This is a genomic window from Steroidobacteraceae bacterium, assembly GCA_041395505.1.
Classification (GTDB): domain Bacteria; phylum Pseudomonadota; class Gammaproteobacteria; order Steroidobacterales; family Steroidobacteraceae; genus JAWLAG01.
This window is the reverse complement of the sequence record JAWLAG010000001.1, coordinates 452,313-473,049: the sequence shown is the minus strand read 5'-3', so window position 1 is coordinate 473,049 and position 20,737 is coordinate 452,313. Positions and strand designations below refer to the sequence as shown.

Annotated in this window: 15 protein-coding genes; 11 read left to right on the top strand and 4 right to left on the bottom strand. The window is 64.0% G+C overall.

Annotation, left to right across the window (positions count from 1 at the left end; genetic code table 11):
• Positions 1-34 precede the first annotated feature (34 nt).
• The 10 genes from R3E77_02145 to R3E77_02100 all read left to right on the top strand — a co-directional run bounded on the left by R3E77_02145 (position 35) and on the right by R3E77_02100 (position 11,789).
• The gene (locus R3E77_02145; protein ID MEZ5498211.1) at positions 35-505 is read left to right on the top strand and encodes an Mpo1-like protein; all 471 of its coding nucleotides are present in this window, start codon (positions 35-37) and stop codon (positions 503-505) included.
• Positions 502-2,220 carry a thiamine pyrophosphate-binding protein gene (locus R3E77_02140; protein ID MEZ5498210.1) on the top strand — a complete coding sequence of 573 codons (1,719 nt, stop codon included), beginning with the start codon at positions 502-504 and terminating at the stop codon, positions 2,218-2,220. Before R3E77_02145 ends, R3E77_02140 begins: the two co-directional genes overlap by 4 nt.
• Positions 2,210-3,574, top strand: coding sequence for an MFS transporter (locus tag R3E77_02135; GenBank protein MEZ5498209.1), 1,365 nt, complete (start codon positions 2,210-2,212; stop codon positions 3,572-3,574). The genes R3E77_02140 and R3E77_02135 overlap by 11 nt, the downstream gene beginning before the upstream one ends.
• 39 nt (positions 3,575-3,613) lie before the next feature.
• Positions 3,614-4,789 (top strand): acyl-CoA dehydrogenase family protein, encoded by a 1,176-nt coding sequence (locus R3E77_02130; GenBank protein ID MEZ5498208.1) that lies wholly within the window; start codon positions 3,614-3,616, stop codon positions 4,787-4,789.
• Entirely contained in the window at positions 4,789-6,120 is a 1,332-nt protein-coding gene (locus R3E77_02125; GenBank protein ID MEZ5498207.1) for an MATE family efflux transporter, read from the top strand. The genes R3E77_02130 and R3E77_02125 overlap by 1 nt, the downstream gene beginning before the upstream one ends.
• Before the next feature lie 157 nt (positions 6,121-6,277).
• A complete protein-coding gene (locus R3E77_02120) occupies positions 6,278-6,718 on the top strand; it encodes a PEP-CTERM sorting domain-containing protein (protein ID MEZ5498206.1) in 441 nt (146 codons plus the stop codon).
• A 116-nt stretch (positions 6,719-6,834) separates the two neighbouring features.
• Entirely contained in the window at positions 6,835-7,578 is a 744-nt protein-coding gene (locus R3E77_02115) for a hypothetical protein (protein ID MEZ5498205.1), read from the top strand.
• Positions 7,579-7,666: 88 nt separating this feature from the next.
• Positions 7,667-8,356: a proteobacterial dedicated sortase system response regulator gene (gene pdsR / locus R3E77_02110; protein ID MEZ5498204.1), complete on the top strand. Its 690-nt coding sequence runs from the start codon at positions 7,667-7,669 to the stop codon at positions 8,354-8,356.
• Between the two features lie 9 nt (positions 8,357-8,365).
• The gene (locus R3E77_02105; GenBank protein ID MEZ5498203.1) at positions 8,366-10,450 is read left to right on the top strand and encodes an ATP-binding protein; all 2,085 of its coding nucleotides are present in this window, start codon (positions 8,366-8,368) and stop codon (positions 10,448-10,450) included.
• 457 nt (positions 10,451-10,907) lie between these two features.
• Positions 10,908-11,789: a hypothetical protein gene (locus R3E77_02100; protein MEZ5498202.1), complete on the top strand. Its 882-nt coding sequence runs from the start codon at positions 10,908-10,910 to the stop codon at positions 11,787-11,789.
• Here R3E77_02100 and R3E77_02095 read toward each other — a convergent pair.
• Together R3E77_02095 and R3E77_02090 are read right to left on the bottom strand one after the other, a co-directional pair.
• Entirely contained in the window at positions 11,778-12,314 is a 537-nt protein-coding gene (locus R3E77_02095) for a phosphatase PAP2 family protein (GenBank protein ID MEZ5498201.1), read from the bottom strand. The genes R3E77_02100 and R3E77_02095 overlap by 12 nt on opposite strands.
• Before the next feature lie 73 nt (positions 12,315-12,387).
• Positions 12,388-13,581: a glycosyltransferase gene (locus R3E77_02090; GenBank protein ID MEZ5498200.1), complete on the bottom strand. Its 1,194-nt coding sequence runs from the start codon at positions 13,579-13,581 to the stop codon at positions 12,388-12,390.
• 165 nt (positions 13,582-13,746) lie between these two features.
• Here R3E77_02090 and R3E77_02085 point away from each other — a divergent pair, with 165 nt between their 5' ends.
• Entirely contained in the window at positions 13,747-14,436 is a 690-nt protein-coding gene (locus R3E77_02085; GenBank protein MEZ5498199.1) for a hypothetical protein, read from the top strand.
• Positions 14,437-14,506: 70 nt separating this feature from the next.
• Here R3E77_02085 and R3E77_02080 read toward each other — a convergent pair whose 3' ends face one another.
• Together R3E77_02080 and gltB are read right to left on the bottom strand one after the other, a co-directional pair.
• Positions 14,507-15,991: a glutamate synthase subunit beta gene (locus tag R3E77_02080; protein ID MEZ5498198.1), complete on the bottom strand. Its 1,485-nt coding sequence runs from the start codon at positions 15,989-15,991 to the stop codon at positions 14,507-14,509.
• Between the two features lie 13 nt (positions 15,992-16,004).
• Positions 16,005-20,603: a glutamate synthase large subunit gene (gene gltB / locus R3E77_02075; protein ID MEZ5498197.1), complete on the bottom strand. Its 4,599-nt coding sequence runs from the start codon at positions 20,601-20,603 to the stop codon at positions 16,005-16,007.
• Positions 20,604-20,737 lie beyond the last annotated feature (134 nt).

Sequence of the window (20,737 nt, the reverse complement as noted above, 5' to 3'; positions counted from 1 at the left end):
TGCTAGGTGCTGGGTTAACCGTTAGCGTTGACCCATGCGCACAGCGACAGAGTGGCTGAACGAATACGCCGCGAGCCACCGCAATCCGGTCAACAAGCGGCTGCACTGGCTCTGCGTGCCCGCGATCGTACTCGCGGTACTTGCGATGTTGTCGGAGCTGCCTGTGCCGCCACCACTCGCGGCGCTGTCGCCCTGGTTCAATTTCGCAACGCTCGCTGTGCTCGGCGCCTTTGTTTATTACCTCCGCCTCGCGCCTGGTCTCGCGGTCGTCGCCCTGCTCCCGCTCGTGGCGATGCTGGTCGGCATCGCGTCAGCTTCCGCGCGTGGCCTGCCCGTGTTGCCCGTGGCTCTGGTCGTGTTCGTCGTTGCCTGGATTGGCCAGTTCATCGGGCATCATGTCGAAGGTGCCAGGCCGTCCTTTTTCAAGGATCTGCAGTTTCTCCTGATCGGCCCGCTGTGGCTGGTCGCGACCGCGCTCGGGTACCAGCAGCGGCGCAGCATTTGAAAGTCAACGGCGGCCAGGCGATTGCTGAGCGCCTGCAGCGGCACGGCGTTCGAACCGTCTTCGCACTTGGTGGCGCTTCGCACAGTCACCTGTTGCTCGCACTCGCCGACGCCGGCGTCGCCATCGTTGGCGCCCGGCATGAATCGGGCTGCGTCGGAGCTGCGGACGGCTACGCGCGCATCAGCCAGCGCCTCGGTGTCGCACTGATCGTCGGCGAGCAGGGCCTGCCGAATGCAATGAACGGCATCGCTACCGCTTTCCACGCATGCTCGGCGGTACTGGTGCTGGTCGCGCGACTCCCCGATTCCTGGACCGAAGCCGATGCGGAGATCGATGGCGATCAGCTCGCCATGGTCGCACCCCTCGTCAAATGGGCACGCCGGGTTCCCTGCGCCGCGCGGCTTGCAGAGTACCTCGACAGCGCAGCCAAGCACGCACTGAGCGGACGGCGCGGGCCCGTGGTGCTGCAGATTCCGGCGGACTACCTTGGTGCGATCGTGGAGTCGGCAGCATCGTTACCGACACCGCGCCTCGCCGAACCGCCCGGGCCGGCCTCGACGGCGATCGCCTCGGCGGCCGGACTCCTTGCCGGCGCCAAGCGTCCATTGCTAATAGCCGGTGCCGGCGCCTGCTATGGAGGAGCCGGCGCGGCGCTGCGCGAACTGAGCGAACGTTTCGCCATTCCCGTAGCGGGCAACGGGCTCGGCCGCGGTCTCCTCGCCGAGGACTGGCAGCACTCGTTCAACTGGCCCTACGCGCAGATCGCGGCGTGCCACGCGGACGTCGTCTGTGTCGTCGGCGCGCGGCTCAAGCAGCGACTCGGTTTTGGACTGCCGCCGCGCTTCGCCGCCGACGCGCGTTTCATTCAGATCGATATCGTTGCCGATGAATTCTCGCGCAACCGGCGCATCGACGTGCCGATCGCCGGTAATGCCGGCAGAAGTTGCGAAGCCCTCCTGCGCGCACTCGCATCGCTGCCGGGCCCGGCTGCGGCACGCCGCGACTGGCTGGGGGAGGCGTTGCAACCGCGCCGCAGATTCCTGCAGGACCTCGCATCCAGGCCGGGCGCGGCGCTGCATCCCCTGGCGCTTGGAGCCCGGGTCGCCGCATCGAACGATGCCGATGCCATCGTTGTCGGCGACGGCGCGGATATCCAGACCTGGATGTATGGCGCGATTGCCGTCAAGCGTGCACCAGGCTTTCTCGATCACTATCCAATGGGCGCAATGGGTTCTGCGCTGCCGCTTGCGGTCGGTGCCGCGGCTGCGGCTCGCGATATTGCCCGCGAAAATGGCAGCACCGCGCGCCGGGTCATGATGACCACCGGTGACGGCGCATTCGGATTCTACCCGGCGGAACTGCATGCAGCGGTCATGGCTGCGCTGCCTTTGACGATCGTCATCGGCAACGATGGCGCCTGGGGCACGGAATACCACGGCCAGATGCGCGCGCTTGGGCGCAGCGTCAACACGGAGCTCACTGCGCTCGACTACGAACTGGTCGCGCGCGGCTTCGGCGCGACGGGACACCGGGCCACCACGACGGACGAACTGGACCAGGCGCTGCAGGTTGCCGCGCGCGATGCGGGCGTGCAGGTCATCAACGCATTGATCGATCGCGAGGCCGGCGCCCTGCTCAAGCGCGAGCCGCTCGCGCAGATGATCCAGTTCGATGACCTGGCGGAGAACGTGAAGGAGCAGCGGCTTGAACACTGACGCGACAACGGCTTATCCACGTCCTGCGTACGCCTGGTATGTCGTGGTCGTGCTCCTCCTTGCGTATATCCTCTCGTTCATCGATCGCGACGTGCTGTCGCTCCTGGTCGGCGAGATCAAGCGCGAGCTGGCGTTGAGCGAAGTGCAGATCGGCACGCTGCTCGGCGTGCCCTTCGCACTGTTCTACGCAACCTGCGGAATCTTCATCGCCTGGCTGGCAGACCGCGGCCGGCGCACCCTGGTTATTTTCACCGGTGTCGTCCTGTGGAGCCTGGCGACGGTGTGTTGCGCCCTTGCCGACAGCTACTGGGGTTTGTTCACGGCCCGCATCGGCGTTGCCGTCGGCGAGGCGGCGCTGACGCCGCCGGTGCTGTCCTTGCTGAAGGACTATTTTCCGCCCGACCGTGTCGGACGCGCCATCGGGCTCTACACGGCTGGAGTCTCTGGCGGCGGCGGCATTGCCAATATCATCGGCGGCAGCCTCTACCCGGCATTGATCGCAGGCGGGGCGACCACGCTGCCGCTCATCGGTACGCTCGATCCCTGGCAACTGATGTTCGTCGTGGTCGGCCTGCCAGGGCTCATCGTTGCATTGCTGATCCTCACCATCCGCGAGCCCGTGAGGCGCGACCGCCTCACCGGCACGGCGGGTACCGCGGCGCCACCGAGTTCGGTGTGGGCGACATTGCGGTTCGTCGGGCAGCGCTGGCGCAGCCACGTCGTGTTGTTCATCGGACTTTCCAGCATTGCCATCATGGCCTACGGGGTCAATTACTGGGTACCGGAATTCCTGCGGCGAAGTTTCAGTCTGAGCGATGCCGACTATGGGTATTACATCCGCTGGCGCGGTCTGTTGCTGATCGTATTCGGGCTGATCGGCGTCGTCGGTGGCGGCTGGCTGTGCGATGTCCTGCGCAAACGCCATGCCGACGGCTACCTGCGGGTCGTGTTGATCGGCCTCGGTTTTCTCATCGTCGGTTATACGCTCCTGCCGCTGATGCCAACCCCGACGCTCGCGGTGCTGATGGTTATACCGGCAACACTCGGCGGCGCGATACCGACCGCGGCGGGCGCAGCGGCCGTCATGGCGATCGCACCGTCCACGATGCGAGCGCAGATCATTGCCCTCTATTATTTCACGCTCAACCTGATCGGCTTCGCAGTCGGTCCGAACGCGGTCGCGGCGCTCACGCAGTACGTGTTTCGCGATGACCTCAAGCTCAACTATTCGCTCGCGATCGTCGCTTTCACCGCGGCCACGATCGGTATCGCGCTTTGCCTTCACTGCCGCGCACACTACCGGCGCTGTATCGCGGAAGCTGACGGCTGGCAAAGCGCATCGCCCGCGTCCTGACGACAGGCTATCATTCGCCTGCAATATTCGGAGATGACCGTGGCCGGAAAACAAGCACTCAATCCACTTGACCTCTACGACGTCAACAGCCTCCTGACCGACGATGAGCGCATGGTGCGCGACTCGGTGGCGCGGCTCGTCGATGAGAGAGTCCTGCCGATCATCCGCGAATGTTTCGAGCGCCACAGGTTTCCGCGCGAGCTGGTCGCGGAACTCGCCGCGCTCGGCCTGTTGGGATCCTCGCTCGAGGGCTATGGTTGCGCGGGTCTCAATGCCGTCAGCTACGGCCTGATATGCCAGGAACTCGAACGAGGCGATTCCGGGGTGCGCAGCTTCGTCTCCGTCCAGTCGTCGCTGTGCATGTACCCGATTTACAGCTTCGGGAGCGAGGCGCAGAAAGAGCGCTACCTGCCGGGCATGGCGCGCGGCGAACTGATCGGCTGCTTCGGGCTGACCGAACCGCAGGGCGGCTCGGACCCGGCCAACATGAAGACCCACGCCAAACGCAAGGGCAAGGACTGGGTCCTGAATGGTTCGAAGATGTGGATCACCAACGGTGCCATCGCCGACCTCGCGGTGGTCTGGGCACGAACCGAGGAAGGGATCCGCGGCTTCATCGTCGAGAAAGGCACCAAGGGATTTGCCGCGCCAGAGATCGAAAACAAATTCAGCCTGCGCGCCTCGGTCACCTCGGCACTTTATTTCGACAACGTCGTGTTGAGCGAGGAGCAGATGTTGCCGGGCAGTACGGTCGGACTCAAAGCGCCGCTGTCCTGCCTGACCCAGGCCCGTTATGGAATCACCTGGGGTGTGATCGGAGCGGCCCAGGCATGTCTTGCGCAAATGCTCGAGTACACGGCGACGCGTGAGCTGTTCGGCCGCCCCCTCGCCGCCAACCAGGCCATCCAGCAGCGTCTCGCCGACATGGCGCGACGCATCACTACGGCACAGCTGTTGTCATTGCAACTCGGCCGCCTCAAGGACCGCAATCGCATGACACCGTCACAGGTCTCGCTCGCCAAGTGGAACAACTGCCGCATGGCGCTCGACATCGCCCGCGATGCGCGTGACATGCTGGGAGGCGCCGGTATCAGTGCCGAGTACGTGCCCATCCGTCACGCGCTCAATCTCGAGAGCGTCATCACCTACGAAGGCACCGAGACCATTCACGAACTGACTATCGGCCGCGAGCTGACCGGCATCAACGCTTTCTAGTGGCCGCGCGAGACGGCGCCAGTCATCGCCGTATCCTGTCAATCGCCGTACCGATGATCCTGGCGAACCTCTCGCCGGCCGCCATCGGTCTCGTGGACACCGCCATGGTCGGCCGACTTGGCAGCCCGTCATTCATCGGCGCGGTCGCGGTCAACACGGTGCTGTTCGGTTTCCTCTTCACCGCGCTCAATTTCCTGCGCATTGTAAGTACCGGTCGCTCTGCGCAGGCCTTTGGCGCGAGAGACGGCTCGCGCCTTCGCCATAGTCTCGCGCAGGGCTTGCTGTTCGCGTTCGCGCTCGCCGGATTGTTGCTGTTGCTGCGTGAACCACTGTTCGCACTTGGGATCGAGGCGATAGGCCCCAGCGAGGCGGTTGCGACACTGGCGCGCCAGTACTACGACCTGCGGTTGTGGAGCGCGCCAGCGAGCCTCGGCAATTACGTCCTGATCGGCACCCTGGTGGGCATGGGCAGCGGCGGCGGGCCGCTCGTCATGGTGCTCGCTGCCAACGGCCTCAACCTGCTGCTCGATCTGCTGCTGGTGCTGAAGTTCGATCTTGGCATCCAGGGCGTCGCCTGGGCCTCACTCGCGGCGGAGTATTTCGGTGCGGCCGTCGGCCTCGTGCTGCTCGGCCGGCGGGTGCGGGGTCTCGCGGGCCATTGGCCGACGGGGCTGCGCGAGCTCAGGCAGGATATGCGCTGGCTACTCGGCGCCAACGCCGTGCTCTTCGCGCGCACACTCGCGCTGATGTTCGTGTTTGCGTTCATGACGACAGCCGGCGCACGGCTTGGCGATGCAGTCCTTGCGGCCAATGCCATCCTGATCAACATGCAGTACTGCACGGCCTATGTGCTTGACGGCTTTGCCAATGCCGCCGAAGCCGGCGTCGGCCAGGCGATCGGAGAGCGCAACGCCGGGGAGCTGCGCCTCATCAATCGCCATGCCCTCGCCTGGTCGCTGGGATCATCGCTCGCGCTCAGCGCGCTCTACCTGGGCGGCGGACCCCGCCTCTTCGGCTGGATCACGGACCTCGACAACGTGCGCTCAATCGCCGCGACACATCTGCCATGGGTCGCCGCCCTGGCGCCGTTGTCGGCGCTCGCTTTTCACTACGACGGCGTCTTCATCGGTGCGCTCCGCCATCGGGCGATGGGGGCCAGCATGCTGATCGCGGTCGGCGCGGTGTTCCTGCCGGTCTGGGCCCTCTCGCGCGACTTTGGCAACGATGGCCTGTGGGCTGCATTTCTCGCCTTCAACCTCGCCCGTGGTGTGTTGCAGCAACTGTGGTTTTCACGATGGCAGCGGCGTGGCGAACTCTTGTTGCCAGTCTAGGGACGTCGGATTTTCTTACAAAATGGCGTCTGTACGGGCCGGTCATTTGACATAGTGAACCTATAACCCTATGAATTATATAATTAATTCATGGGATGGCCTCGATCTTGCTATAGTGTGGCAGTCGATTTTCAGACAGGTTACAGGATTCAAGATCATGACAAGGACGAGTCGCAAGTCCCTCTTTCTGGCGTTGCCGGTGCTATTGATGGCGCCGCTCTTTGCAAGCGCCGCACCGATTTTCAAGGAGCTGCCGGACCAGGCGGTTGCCGGCGGCTATGGCCTGGCGACTCTCAAGATCGCCCTGCCCGAGCAGGCCAGCGTGGTCGCCTATGACCGAAGTGTCCTTGGCTGGCGCGGCTATGGCAACTTCGATCTCGGCAGTGCAGTAGAACTCGGCGAGCTGGGTCGCCCGCTTTTTGCCTCGCAGTGGCTCAATCTGCTGCTGCAGCGCCTGAGTTCGGTCAACGTGCCCGGCACGCCCGTGCAGCAGGTTGACGAGCCGGCCAATGTGCCAGAACCCGCAACTCTTGCCCTGCTGGGCGGAGGCCTGCTGGCTTTTGGTTTCGCCTCGGCGCGCCGTCGCCGCAGCGCATAAGCCATCCTCCCTGATCCATAGAGTGGTACGAAACCCCGGCAATGCCGGGGTTTTGTTTTTTCCGCAGCCGCTCTCGCTATGATGCCCGGCTTCGAAGCAACTGCGGGGACAGCGGCATGAGCGCGAAACTTCCGATTTTGCAGCGTGATCAACGCAGCGTGCGCGGCAAGATTCTCTACACCAGCAAGAAGCCCGAACGCCTCGATGAGGAACGCGGCCGCGAGTATTTTCGTATCGACGTGCACGGCGATGGCACGCGCAGCTGTATCGCGCATTGCGAAATCGACGATCGGCCCTCGGTGATGCGTGACATCAGCTACTCGCTCGACCGCGACTGGATGCCGACGGATTGTTTCGTGCGCATATCGGTCAATGACCGCTTCACTGGTTCAGGATGGTTCCGGTTTCGACCCGACGAGGCCGAATGCGAGACCTGGACCGCGGCCGATGGACGCATTTCGCAGACCATGACGTTGGCGAAGCCTCTGCGTACCTTCCAGAACCATGCCATTGCCTGCGATGCCTGGCACCTGCGGCTGATCGATCGCAACCGGCCCGGCGTCGTCCAGCGCATCGAGCAGATCCTGCTGTCGTCGCCCGATCACCGCGGTGCCACCGGGCCGATGCTCTACTCCATTGGACTCGATCTGGTGTACGTGGGCGAGGAGAAGATCACGGTGGCGGCAGGCACTTTCGATGCGCTGCACTACCAGTTCGTCTCGAACGCCGAGCTCCCGGAGGAGCATCCGCCCTACGATGTCTGGTGCAGCAATGACGGCGATTTTCTCTTCCTGCGCGGGCAGGTCGCCGGCTACATGCAGACGCATTACGAGCTGGTGGAGCTCGAGCACGGTCATTGACCGGGGCCGATGCGCCCGGCCGCGGGCAGATGCTGGCAAATGATGGCGCGCGCTCCCGGCAGCACCCGCGAGCGGCTACACTTCGGCCATGCGACGCACCATCGCCATCGTTGAAGACGAAGCAGCCATTCGCGAGAACTACACAGCCGCCTTCGCGCGCGAGGGCTATAGCGTGCGTGGCTATGCAAACCGCAGGTCGGCGCTCGAGGCTTTTGCGGCCCGCCTGCCCGACCTGGTAATCGTCGACATCTCCCTGCAGGATGAACCCGAAGGCGGTTACGAACTGTGCCGCGAACTGCGCGCACGTTCCGCGGAGCTGCCGATCATCTTTCTCACCGCGCGCGACTCGGAGATCGATGCAGTGTCGGGGCTGCGCCTGGGTGCGGATGATTTTCTCACCAAGGAGTTGTCACTTGCGCACCTGATCGCGCGGATCAATGCGCTGTTTCGCCGGGTCGATGCGCTGCGCCAGCCGCCGGACAGTGCCCAGGCCATGCAGCGTGGCGCGCTCGCCGTCGACATGGATCGCATGCAGGCGAGCTGGCAGGGCAAGGAGGTGGACCTGTCGCTCACCGAACTTTGGATAGTGCACGCGCTCGCGCAGCACCCCGGGCATGTGAAGAACCGCCAGCAACTGATGGACGCGGCCAACGTGGTACTGGATGACAGCACGATCACCTCGCACATCAAGCGTATTCGCCGCAAGTTCCAGGCCTGCGATGGCAACTTCGATGCGATCCAGACCGTCTACGGCATGGGTTATCGCTGGCTCGAGTAGCCGCTGCCCGTGACCATCCGCGCCAAACTCCTGTTGCTCCCGGCGCTGACACTGGTGCTGCCGTGGGCCGGCTGCCAGTACGCGCGCGAAATGGAAACGGTACTGCGCGAGAGCGAGCAGCAGTCGTTGCGCGCCATCGCAAGCAGCATCGCAAGCTCGTTGCAGGGACGTGACGATCTGCTCTATCGCGGCCAACCGCCACGCGCCGAGCCGGATGCGCGCGACGTCGACGTCCTGCCTCTCAATGGCCCACCCTATCTCGACGGACTGGTCGATGACTGGGTCACGGATGCGAGTCACTGGCGCCGGTTTCGCTCGCCCGATGGCGACGAGCTTCGCTTCCTCGTCGGCCGGCACGAGCAGTTTCTCTATGTCTTCGCAACCGTGGCCGACAAGACCGTCGTGCAGGATCGAAATGCCGCATCGGCACTCGATGCCGGCACGCTCGGCGACAGGTTGTGGATCGGATTCGACGATCCGGCCGGACGCGCCGAGGAGTACTTCGTCGCCGGGCTGGTCGGTGCCGGTCACGCGCGCCACATCGAGGCCCGCGACTACGGGCGCAAGGTTGCGGTGGATGAATCGCGCATAGACACCGTCTGGCGACCTACCGACGAGGGCTACAGTGTGGAGCTGCGCATGCCCGCCTCGATGGTGGGACGTTACTTCGGCCTGCTCGTCGATGATCGCGAGCAGCGCGGCGCGAAGGCGCAGTCCTACGGTTCCCTCGATGCCGCCAGCCTCGAAGCCGGCGGACGCCTCGTGATGCCCGCTGGCGAGCTCGAAGGCTATCTTGCACAGTTCCGCGAGCCCGGTATGCGCATTTCTTTCGCGACGCCCCAGGGCGCTGTCCTTGCCGAGCCGCAGGCGACCCTCGTGAATACCGATTACACATTGCGCCGAACGCTGCTCGCGCGCCTGTATCGACGCATGCTGCGTGCCAACGTCGAGCGCCTGCCGAAGGCGCGCTCGAGCATGCGGCAGCTCGCGGACGAGGACAGCCGCAGCGCGGCAAAGGGCGAGGCGGCATCGGCATTGCTGCGCACGGGTGATCGCGGCGGACTCGTGGTTGCGGCGTCTGCGCCAGTGCGCGATGGCAACGGCCGCGACGTCATCGGCGTACTGCGTGTCGTGCAGACGGCGGATCGCTGGCTCATCCTGCGCGATCGTGCCTTGTCACGGCTCCTCAATCTGACGCTTTCGGCGACACTGCTCGCGCTGCTCGCAACACTTGGCTTTGCGACCTGGCTGGGTCTGCGTCTGACGCGGCTTGCGCGCGCCACCCAGAATGCGCTCGATACGCGCGGCAATCTCGACATCGCGGCGATTCCCGACCAGCAGGCGGGTGATGAACTGGGTGGCGTCGCACGCAGTTTTGCCAGGCTGTTGCGGCGGCAAATGGGCTATACACAATACCTGCGTACGCTCGCCGGCAAACTCGCGCACGAGATACGCACGCCGCTCGCCATCGTGCGCTCCTCGCTCGATAACCTGCAGTCCGAGGCGGGCAAGTCCGAGGTTGCGCCGTATATCGAGCGCGCCAACCAGGGCATCGATCGACTAGGACACATCGTGAGCGCGATGGGCGCGGCCGGCCGACTCGAGGACGCGATCGCGCAGGCGGAAAAGCAGCCGCTCGACCTGGCGCAGTGGGTGCCAGGGGCGCTTGCGGGCTATCGCCTAGCATTTGCGCAGCACCGTTTCGGCTTCACGCCCGACGCCGATGACTCGCCACTCGCCATCATGGGTTCGGCGGAGTTGATCGGCCAGATGCTGGATAAACTCATTGAAAATGCGGTTGATTTCGCGCCACCCGGCAGCGAGATCGCTGTCGGCCTCACGCGCGATGGCGATCACGCCGTGCTGTCAGTCGCGAATCATGGCCAACCCCTGCCTGCGGGGGCCGAGAACCTGCTGTTCGAGTCGATGTGGCAATCGCGCCCCGACAGCCACGGTGGGCAACCGCATTTCGGCCTCGGCCTGTACATTGTCAAGCAGGTCGCCGAGTTTCATGGCGGCTCGGCCACCGCCAGCAACCGGGGCGATGGCCGCGGCGTCGTGTTTCGCATCGATCTTGGTCCGTTGTTGCATTGATGCGACTGTCGCTGTCATAAGACATTCCCAAGGCTGTCGCAGAGGTTTACAATGACTTCGACTCGCGGCTACGCAGTACCTGATAAGTTGCTTGTTTATCAGCGATTTTTCAGACTGGCATTGATATTGCTGGAATTGCGCAGCCTGTCTCCTTCTCGGTTTGATGCGAAAAGGGGACAGAGAAGAAGCTCGAGGGATCGACGCAGACACAGGCGGAGCGCCGCCCATTTTGGCGGGTTTCCGGGAATACAGTCGCGAACTGACGCGACGGCCTAGGGTTTAGTCGGACGACGGCGTCCGGTATTTCGGCCTGAAGAAGGATTTAGACGTCTGCGGTGGGTTTTGATGCCGTACCAGATGGTTGGCCGGCAGAAGCTGACAACGATTGACCGGAGTCGACAAGCAGAGTTCGAAAATTGAAGCCCCGCGACTGCGGGGCTTTTTTTATCATGCGCACATGAAGGCATTGATTCCACTATCGCTCGCAGTTCTTGCCGGAATCGCCCGCGGAGCCTCGGTTGAGGTCAACGCACCAGTCAGGGAAGCGAATTTCGTTGGCTACATCGCGCAACAATCCCTGCCGTACCAGAGTCTGCGGCGCTGGCCGTCGTTACGCGCGCGGATATTGAGCGAAGACTCCAGCAGCGGGCGGCTTGCTGCCTATGTGGAATTTCCGCGCGGCTGGCACGCGCGGCGACTTCCCGCTCTGGCACAGTCGGTCGAAGTCATCGTGCTGGATGGTGGCCTGACCTTTGGTACCGATGCGCTTGCGCATTACGATTTTGCTTTCGTGCCGCCCGGGCGCTCGCCGCCATCGCTCGGCAGCCGCGATGGTGCACATGCACTCGTCTTCTTCGATCCGCCGGCAGCGGATGCGGCGGCGGTTGGCCGTCAGCAGCAGCGTGGCGCCTATGTCACTCGCTTCGATCCGGCTCGCTGGCAACCTGCGTCGCTGGCGCGCAGCGCCGGCGCCACGGCCGATCTCAAGGTCATGCACCTGAAGAAAGATCCCTTCACCACGGCACGCACCTGGTACGTCAAGCTCGAAGGCGGCATGACCGTGCCCTGGGAAGTGCATTCGATGCCGGAGGAAGGCTACCTGATGGAAGGCAGCTATCGACTCGCCGAGTGCCTGCCCGCCCGCACCGTCATCGGGAACTACGTGCAGGGCGGCTATTTCTGGCGCCCCGGCGGCATCGCGCACAGCGGTCCGGAGTCGGGTCCGCAAGGCCCGGTCATCTGGCTCCAGCGATCGCCGATCGCGCTCGACGTGGTGTTCTATCAACGCTGCGTGGCCGGCACGGCCGGCGAACCCCTGCGACCCGGCTCAAAACCCTAACGGCAGGCGCAATACCAGCAATGCGATCGCAAACCCAAGGCCCGCGCCGGCCAGGACGTCGCTCGGATAATGCAGGCCCAGCACGGGACGGGACAGCGCAATGGCGATCGCAATGGGCAGGAAGAATGCCGCCAGCGACGGATAGCCCTGCAGGAGCACCGTCGTGAAGCTCACCGCATGCAATGTGTGACCCGAAGGAAAGCTGTAGCGATCGAGCGGTGCCTTGAAGCATTCGATGTCACGCGAGTTGATGTAGGGGCGCTCGCGCACCCAGCGATTCTTGAGATATTTGTAAAGCGCGAGTCCCAGCGCGGCGGCGACCAACATGCGCAGCGACGTCGCAATCGCTGCTGGTCCGTAAACCAGCGGCAGCGCCAGCATGGTCGCATACCAGAGAACACCATCGCCCAGGCGACTCACGAGTCTGAACACGGTACGAATCGCAACGAAATGCGCCAGCGCATTGGCTTTTCGGCAAAGCCGGTATTCGAAACGATCGAGTCGCGCAAACACCGTCGATTCCATGGGCGGCACTATCGTTCCACCCGATGACGCTCTGGTGACATCCCAGCGAAACTTCGATGAAACCCCGATTGGGTCACGCTTTCGCAGCGACGAGCGCATCAGGCCGCTCCACATAACGCGCCGCAACCCGTTGGTAGAACTCGCCGAGCCTCAGGGCCATGGCACGCGACGCCCAGCGCCGCGCATCGAGCCGCGCGCGATTGCCGAGGAGACTTCGCGTGCCACCGTCATTGAGGAGCTGCACCACGGCATTTGCGAATGCAGTGCGCTCCTCGGGCACCACGACAGCACCTTCGGCGCCCGCGAGGACGTCCTTGGTGCCCATGACCGCGGTCGATACCACCGGTGTCCCCTGTGCCATGGCTTCCAGCAGCACGAGTCCCTGCGTCTCGGTGCGCGAGGCGAACACGAATACATCCGCGGAGTGATAGCAGTCGAGCAGTTCCTGCCGCCGATCGAGATAGCCGATGAACTGGACATGATTGTCCATGCCGAGTTCGCCGACGCGGCGCATGAGCTGCGGCAATGCGGGACCTTCGCCCGCGATGACCAACAGCGCATCGGCAACGCTTTGGCGCACTTGCGCCGCGATGTCGACCAGAAACTCGATATTCTTCTCGTGCGCGGTGCGACCGACATAGAGCATGACGCGTCGCCCGGGCGCGATGCCATGGCGCTGCCGAAATCGAAGCCCGGCGCCGCGATCGAAGCTCTGCGTTGGCAACCCGGTCGGCAGGACTTCGATGGGCGTGGTCACGCCGTAGGCACGCAGGGCATCGGCCATGCTGTTCGACGGCGAGATCAGTGCATCGAGCTCGGCACATTGGCGCCGCGTGAACCAGCGCGCGAGCGATCGCGCCGCGACGATCGGTATGGCGGGCAGGTAGTGCTGCAGGTAGTGTTCGAAATAGGTGTGGTAGGTCGCGACCACCGGGACGCCGAGGCGCCGTGCGTGACGCACACCTGCGTAGTGAGCGGCGAATGGCGTGTGGATATGCACGATATCGATGTCGTTGCAAAGCGGATCGCGCAACACGCCGCGCAAAGCGCGCCATTTCATCAGGCGATCTTCCGGATCGCCAGGCACGAGGCGGCCAGGTACTCGCAATATCGATGAGTCGCCGGCCTCGCCGGCCGCCGGGTAGTCCGGCACCACCAGCGTACAATGGTGGCCATCGTTCACGAGGTCATGGCGAAATGTCGCGATGGACGTCGACACGCCGTTGACACGTGGTGCGTAGACATCCGAAATGAACAGTATTCGCACGCGCGGCAATCTAGCGAACAGACATTACAAATGTGTTGCAAACGCCTCTTTGATTTGGTTTTTCTTGTAACCGTGACGGCGGTCCTGGGCGGCTGTGCGCGCCTGCCCGCCCTGCCAGGCGCTGTATCAGGTGCAGATCCAGCACACGCGCCTGGCAGCGCTTCGATGAGTGCCCCCGATGCCATGGCGGGCAATCGCAGCATCCTGCGGCGCGCGAGCGGTCGCTACGCCTACACGACGCTGGATGGCCACGAGCAACGCGGCAGCGAGGAATTCACCCTGCTCGTGCATCCCGATGGCAGCCGCACGCTGTCGATCTGGCACGACCTTCGCGCACGGGATGCGCAGTTCACGGTTGTCCTGCGCGTTGCACAGAATTTTCGCCCGCTCGAGGCCTATGTCAGCTACTGGAACGCAGGCGCCTTCAAGGGCAGTGCGCTCATGCGCGCGGACGGCAAGCGCCTCACGACCGACAGCCGCGGACCACAGGGCGTGCTGCACCTTGAGCAGAACGTGCCTGAGCAATTTTCCATCGGCACGCATCCGGTCGCGGCCGACGGCTGGCATGGCTGGTATCTGTCGTCCGACGAGTCATCTGGCACGCTCAGCATTCTCACCATGGAAGCGAGCGGCGATCTCACGTTGCCGGTGAAGGGCTCACTCAACAGTCTGCCCATCGAACGTATCGGCGATGAAACCATCGCCGTAGCGGCTGGGCGCTTCAAGACGACGCATTATCGGCTGGCATCGGTCAACGACCTCTGGGTCATCGACGAGCCGGATCGGCTGGTCGTGCGATCGATCATTGCAGCGCGTGGGCTCAAATACGAACTCACGCGATTCGAATCGCGGTAGCGCAGACGGATACGCGCGCCTGGCGTGCGCTCGCTGCAGCCGTGCCAAGGGCTTTCCAGGACCGTGCGCGTCAGGGCAGCGTCGTCGATCCCATCAGGTAACGATCGCACTCGCGCGCTGCCTGCCGGCCTTCGTGTATGGCCCATACGACGAGGCTTTGTCCGCGGCGGCAGTCGCCGGCGGCAAACACGCCCTTGACGTTGGTTGCATACACGCCGTAGTCGGCGCGCAGATTGCTGCGCTCATCGGTTTCGAGACCGAGGTCTGAGGGCAGACCGGATTCGGGTCCGGTGAAGCCCATCGCGAGGAGCACGAGCTGGGCCGGTTGGCGCCGCTCGCTGCCCGCGACGGCGGCCGGCTGTAGTCGACCGTCCGCCGCTTTGCGCCACTCGACCGCAACCGTAGCGAGCTCGCTCACCTCGCCGGCCTTGTTGCCGATGAATTTCTGCACCGTAGTGAGGTAACGACGCGGATCCGCGCCGAAGCGGGCCGCCGCTTCCTCCTGTCCGTAGTCGAGGCGGTAGACGCGCGGCCACTCGGGCCAGGGATTGTCCTCGGCACGCTCATCCGGTGGCCTCGGCATGATTTCGAACTGGGTCACGCTACGACAACCCTGGCGCATCGCGGTGCCGACGCAGTCCGTACCCGTGTCGCCGCCGCCGATGACGATGACGTCCTTGTCCTTGGCGCTGATGGTCACGCCCGCCGGACCACCTGCAAGCAGCGCGCGCGTGCTGTCGGTGAGGTAGGTCATCGCGAGGTGCACGCCCGGGAGTTCACGGCCCGGCACCGGCAGATCACGCGCTGCGGTTGCGCCCGTGCAGATGACGGTCGCATCGAAATCACGCAACAAGAGCCGCGCCTCGACATTCTCGCCGACGTCGGCATTGCAGATGAATTTGATGCCTTCGTCCTCGAGCAACTTGATGCGACGCAGGACCACATCGTGCTTGTCGAGCTTCATGTTCGGGATGCCGTACATCAGCAGCCCGCCCGGCCGATCGGCGCGCTCGAGCACGCTGACCTCGTGGCCAGCTCTGTTCAACTGCGCGGCGGCGGCAAGACCCGCAGGACCCGAACCGACGACGGCAACCCGCTTGCCGGTGCGCCTCTCCGGAGGTTCGGGGAGTACCCAGCCTTCTTCGAAGCCTTTGTCGATGATGGCATTTTCCAGGTTCTTGATGGTCACCGGTGGCGCGCTGATTCCAAGCACGCAGGATCCTTCGCAAGGCGCGGGACACACCCTGCCGGTGAACTCCGGAAAATTATTGGTCGCGTGCAGCCGCTCGAGCGCTTCACGCCAGAGGCCGCGGTAGACGAGATCGTTCCACTCCGGTATCAGGTTATTGACGGGGCAACCGGAAGCGGCACCACTGATCAACTTGCCCGTGTGGCAAAAGGGAACGCCGCAGTCCATGCAGCGTGCCGCCTGCTGCTTGAGGCCGCGCTCGTCCATGTGGTGATGGAACTCGCGCCAGTCGCGCACCCGCTCGGCTGGGCTGCGATCGAGCGGCAATTCGCGCAGATATTCGATGAATCCGGTTGGTTTACCCATGCTTGCGGCGCTCTCAATTACCGCCGACGCGCGAGAGGTCGCGGGAGTTCTCGTCGAATGCCGCCATGATCGCCTCATCGCCCGACAATCCCTGCTCATGTGCACGCCTGAGGCAGGCGAGTACGCGCTTGTAATCCTTCGGTATCACGCGCACGAAGCAGGGAAGCAGGTTAGCCCAGTCACCGAGCAATCGCTCGGCCGCCGCGCTGCCGGTGAGCTCGGCGTAGCGCGCGATGAGCTCGCGCAGGGACCGCGACTCCTCGTCGTCTTCGATGCGTTCGATATCGACCATCTGCAAATTGACGCGACGGCGAAAATCGCCAACCTCATCGAGCACATAGGCAACGCCGCCGGACATGCCCGCGCCGAAGTTGCGCCCCGTCGCGCCGAGCACCACGACGCGTCCACCGGTCATGTACTCGCAGCAATGATCGCCGACGGCCTCGACAACCGTATCCACGCCGCTGTTGCGCACGGCGAAGCGCTCGCCTGCCATGCCATGCACGAACAGCTCGCCGCTGGTCGCGCCGTAGAGCGCGACATTGCCCACGATCATGTTGTGCGCTGCGTCGTAGCCTGCGCCGGCCGGCGGACATACGACGATGCGCCCGCCGCACAACCCCTTGCCGACATAGTCGTTGGCATCGCCCGCGAGCGTGAGTGACATTCCGCGCGGCACGAAGGCGCCGAAGCTCTGTCCCGCGGAACCCGTGAAATTCAGATGGATAGTGCCATCCGGCAACCCATCGGGGCCCCATTTGCGCGTTACTTCGGAGCCGGTGATGGTGCCCACAACGCGATGGATATTGCGGATTGGCACATCGGCGCGCACCTTGGCGCCCTGCTCGATAGCCGGACGGCAGATGTCGAGGAGTCTCGTCACGTCGAGCGACTGCGCGAGACCATGGTCTTGCGGCATCTGGCAGTAACGGCCGACTTCGGGTCCCGCGTCGGGCGCATAGAGGATATTGCTGAAATCGATCCCGCGCGCCTTCCAGTGCAGGATGGCGGCCGCGGGCTCGAGGCGATCGACGCGACCGACCATTTCATCCACTGTCCGGAAACCCAGTTCAGCCATCAGCTCGCGCATGTGTGCGGCAACGAATCGCATGAAGTTCACGACATGCTCGGGCTTGCCGGCAAAACGCTCGCGCAGCCGTGGATCCTGGGTGGCGACGCCGACCGGGCAGGTATTGAGGTGGCAGACGCGCATCAGGATGCAACCGGTCGCAACCAGCGGCGCCGTCGAAAAACCGAATTCCTCGGCACCGAGCAGCGCTGCGATGACTACGTCGCGCCCGGTCTTCAGCTGGCCATCGGTCTCGACGACGATGCGCGAACGCAGGTTGTTCATCACCAGCGTCTGGTGCGTCTCGGCGAGTCCGAGTTCCCAGGGCAGGCCCGCGTGCGCGAGCGAGGTCATCGGCGATGCGCCGGTTCCGCCATCGTAGCCGCTGATCAGCACTACGTCGGCATGCGCCTTGGCAACCCCTGCCGCGATGGTTCCCACTCCGACTTCCGAGACCAGCTTGACGCTGATGCGCGCTTCGCGATTGGCGTTCTTGAGGTCGTGGATGAGTTCGGCGAGATCCTCAATCGAATAGATATCGTGATGCGGCGGCGGCGAGATCAGTCCGACGCCGGCGGTCGTATGGCGGGTCTTGGCAATCCAGGGATAGACCTTGCTGCCCGGCAGCTGGCCACCTTCGCCCGGCTTGGCGCCCTGCGCCATCTTGATCTGGATTTCGCGGGCATTGACCAGGTAGTGACTGGTCACGCCGAAGCGACCCGAGGCGACCTGCTTGATGGCCGATGCTTTCGAATCGCCGTTCGGCAGCGGTGCGTAGCGATCAGGATCCTCGCCACCCTCGCCGGTATTACTCTTGCCGCCGATGCGGTTCATGGCGATCGCCAGCGTCTCGTGCGCTTCCTTGCTGATCGAGCCGTAGGACATGGCGCCGGTCTTGAAGCGGCGCATGATGGCCTCGACGGGTTCGACCTCTTCGAGCGGCACCGGATCGCCCGCCTTGAAGTCGAGCAGCCCGCGCAAGGTCGAATGATTGCGCGCGCGATCATCAATCAAAGTCGCATACGACTTGTAAGTGCCGTAGCTACCCGTGCGCACCGCTTTTTGCAGGCGATGAATGCTCTCGGGATTGAACAGGTGGAATTCGCCATCGCGGCGCCACTGGTACAAGCCGCCACTTGCGAGCGTGTGGCCGTTGCCGCGCTGCGCGAAAGCCTGGCGGTGGCGCGCCAGGGTTTCCTCGGCGATGACATCCAGCCCGATGCCGCCGATACGTGACGGCGTCCAGGTGAAGTATTCGTCGATGACATCGCGGCGAAGCCCGATCGCTTCGAACACCTGCGCGCCGTGATAGCTCTGCACTGCCGAGATGCCCATCTTCGACATGACCTTGACGACGCCCTTGGTCGCCGCCTTGACGAAATTCATGCACGCCAGGCGATGCTCGATCGTCGGCAGCAGCTCATCGCGAATCATGCCCTCGATGGTCTCGAAAGCGAGATAGGGGTTCACCGCCGCCGCACCGTAGCCGATGAGCAGCGCAAAGTGATGCACTTCGCGCGCTTCGCCGGTTTCGACCACCAGGCTGACACGCATGCGCAGACCTTCACGAATCAGGAAATGGTGCAGCGCTGACACGGCCAGCAGCGTCGGCATCGCGGCCTGTTCGCGATTGATGCCGCGATCGGTGATGATGAGGATGTTGACATCTTCGCGCTCGATGAGTTTGCGCGCCGACTCGCACATCTGCTCGATGCCTTTGGCGAGCCCGTCTTCGCCGCGGCTCGCCACGAACAATGCGCTCACCGCGCCCACTTTCAAACCGGGCAGGCTCAAACGGCGGATCTTCTGCAGCTCATCGTTGGTGAGTACTGGGCCTGCGAGTTCGACGCGACGGCAGTCCGTCGCCTTCGGTTCGAGCAGGTTGCCCTCCGACCCCAGCCATACGTCGGTCGAGGTGATGATTTCCTCGCGAATCGAGTCGATGGGCGGATTGGTCACCTGCGCGAAGAGCTGCTTGAAGTAGTCATAAAGGAGGCGCGGCTTGTCGGAAAGCACCGCGAGCGGTGTGTCATTGCCCATGGAGCCGACCGCCTCGACGCCGTCCCGCGCCATTGGCGCCATCAGGATGCGCTGGTCTTCGAAGCTATAACCGAATGCAATCTGCCGCTGCAGCAGGGTGTCCGGATCGATGGCCGCCGCGGGCGGCGCCGCCGGAAGGTCGCGCAGGTGCACGAGATTGGCCCGCAGCCAGTCACCATAGGGCCGCTCCCCGACAATCGAGCGTTTGATTTCCTCGTCCTCGACGATGCGCCCCTGTACGGTGTCGACCAGAAACATGCGCCCCGGCTGCAGGCGCCCCTTGCGCAGAATGGTCTCCGGCGGCAATTCGAGCACACCGGCCTCGGAGGCCATGACGACGAGGTCGTCGTTGGTCACGTAGTAGCGCGAGGGGCGCAGCCCGTTGCGATCGAGAACTGCACCGATCACATAACCGTCGGTGAACGCGATCGATGCCGGCCCGTCCCAGGGCTCCATGAGGCTCGAGTGATACTGGTAGAAGGCGCGGCGGGCTTCGTCGATGGAGTCGTTCTTCGACCAGGGCTCCGGGATCATCATCATCATGGCATGCGCCATGGATCGCCCCGCGAGCACCATCAGCTCAAGGACGTTGTCGAACATCGATGAGTCGCTTCCATAGGGATTGACGATGGGTGCGATCTTGTCGATGTCGTCGCCAAACAACTCGCTGCGAAACTGCGCCTCGCGCGCCTTCATCCAGTTGACGTTGCCGCGAAGCGTGTTGATCTCGCCGTTGTGAGCGATGCAGCGATAGGGATGGGCGCGATCCCAACTCGGAAAGGTATTGGTGCTGAACCTCGAGTGCACCATCGCGAGCGCCGACTCGAGGCGCGGATCCGAGAGGTCCTTGAAATACTGTTCGAGCTGCTGCGTGAGCAGCATGCCCTTGTACACGAATGTCTTCGATGACAGGCTGACAACGTACCAGTCATCCGAACCACCCATGGTCGAGACCCGGATTTCGCTGTACGCGCGCTTGCGCACCACGTAGAGCTTGCGCTCGAATTCCGCCTCGTCAGCGACATCCGCACCGCGGCCTATGAAGACCTGGCGCATGAACGGCTCGGAGGCGCGCGCTGTTTCTCCGAGCATGGAGTTGTCCGTCGGCACGGTGCGCGCACCCAGCCAACTGAGCCCCTCGCTTTGCACCACGCCGGAGAAGGTCTCCTCGATGCGCCGCCGTTGGGTGGCGTTTCGCGGCATGAATATGATGCCGCTCGCGTACTGGCCTGGCGGAGGCAGCTTGATGCGGGCGGACCGCGCCGCTTCGGCCATGAACTGGTGGGGCATCTGCAGCAGGATGCCGGCGCCATCGCCGGTGTTGGTCTCGGCGCCACAGGCACCGCGATGGTCCAGGTTGCGCAACACGGTCAGAGCCTGGCGAATGATGGCGTTCGAGCGCCGGCCTTTGATGTCGACCACGAATCCGACGCCACAGGCATCTCGCTCGAAGCCCGGATCGTACAGCCCTTGCGCGGCTGGCCTGCCGTGTTTGCCCTGCATATCGCTCACTCGCTACTGATGCGCCCCCGAACCCAAATCGCAACCGTGCGGGCTCCGCTGGCTGCTGCCCATCGGAGTCAAGCAGATCACGACTGTCAAAAAAGATTTGGCGTGCTCGCTCTGGCGAACAAGGT

Excerpts from the sequence above, each read along its gene's own strand:
- R3E77_02145 (MEZ5498211.1), top strand. The coding sequence starts at position 35 with ATGCGCACAGCGACAGAGTGGCTGAACGAATACGCCGCGAGCCACCGC.
- R3E77_02120 (MEZ5498206.1), top strand. The coding sequence starts at position 6,278 with ATGACAAGGACGAGTCGCAAGTCCCTCTTTCTGGCGTTGCCGGTGCTA.
- R3E77_02115 (MEZ5498205.1), top strand. The coding sequence starts at position 6,835 with ATGAGCGCGAAACTTCCGATTTTGCAGCGTGATCAACGCAGCGTGCGC.
- pdsR (MEZ5498204.1), top strand. The coding sequence starts at position 7,667 with ATGCGACGCACCATCGCCATCGTTGAAGACGAAGCAGCCATTCGCGAG.
- R3E77_02100 (MEZ5498202.1), top strand. The coding sequence starts at position 10,908 with ATGAAGGCATTGATTCCACTATCGCTCGCAGTTCTTGCCGGAATCGCC.
- R3E77_02095 (MEZ5498201.1), bottom strand. The coding sequence starts at position 12,314 with ATGGAATCGACGGTGTTTGCGCGACTCGATCGTTTCGAATACCGGCTT.
- R3E77_02085 (MEZ5498199.1), top strand. The coding sequence starts at position 13,747 with ATGAGTGCCCCCGATGCCATGGCGGGCAATCGCAGCATCCTGCGGCGC.
- R3E77_02080 (MEZ5498198.1), bottom strand. The coding sequence starts at position 15,991 with ATGGGTAAACCAACCGGATTCATCGAATATCTGCGCGAATTGCCGCTC.
- gltB (MEZ5498197.1), bottom strand. The coding sequence starts at position 20,603 with ATGCAGGGCAAACACGGCAGGCCAGCCGCGCAAGGGCTGTACGATCCG.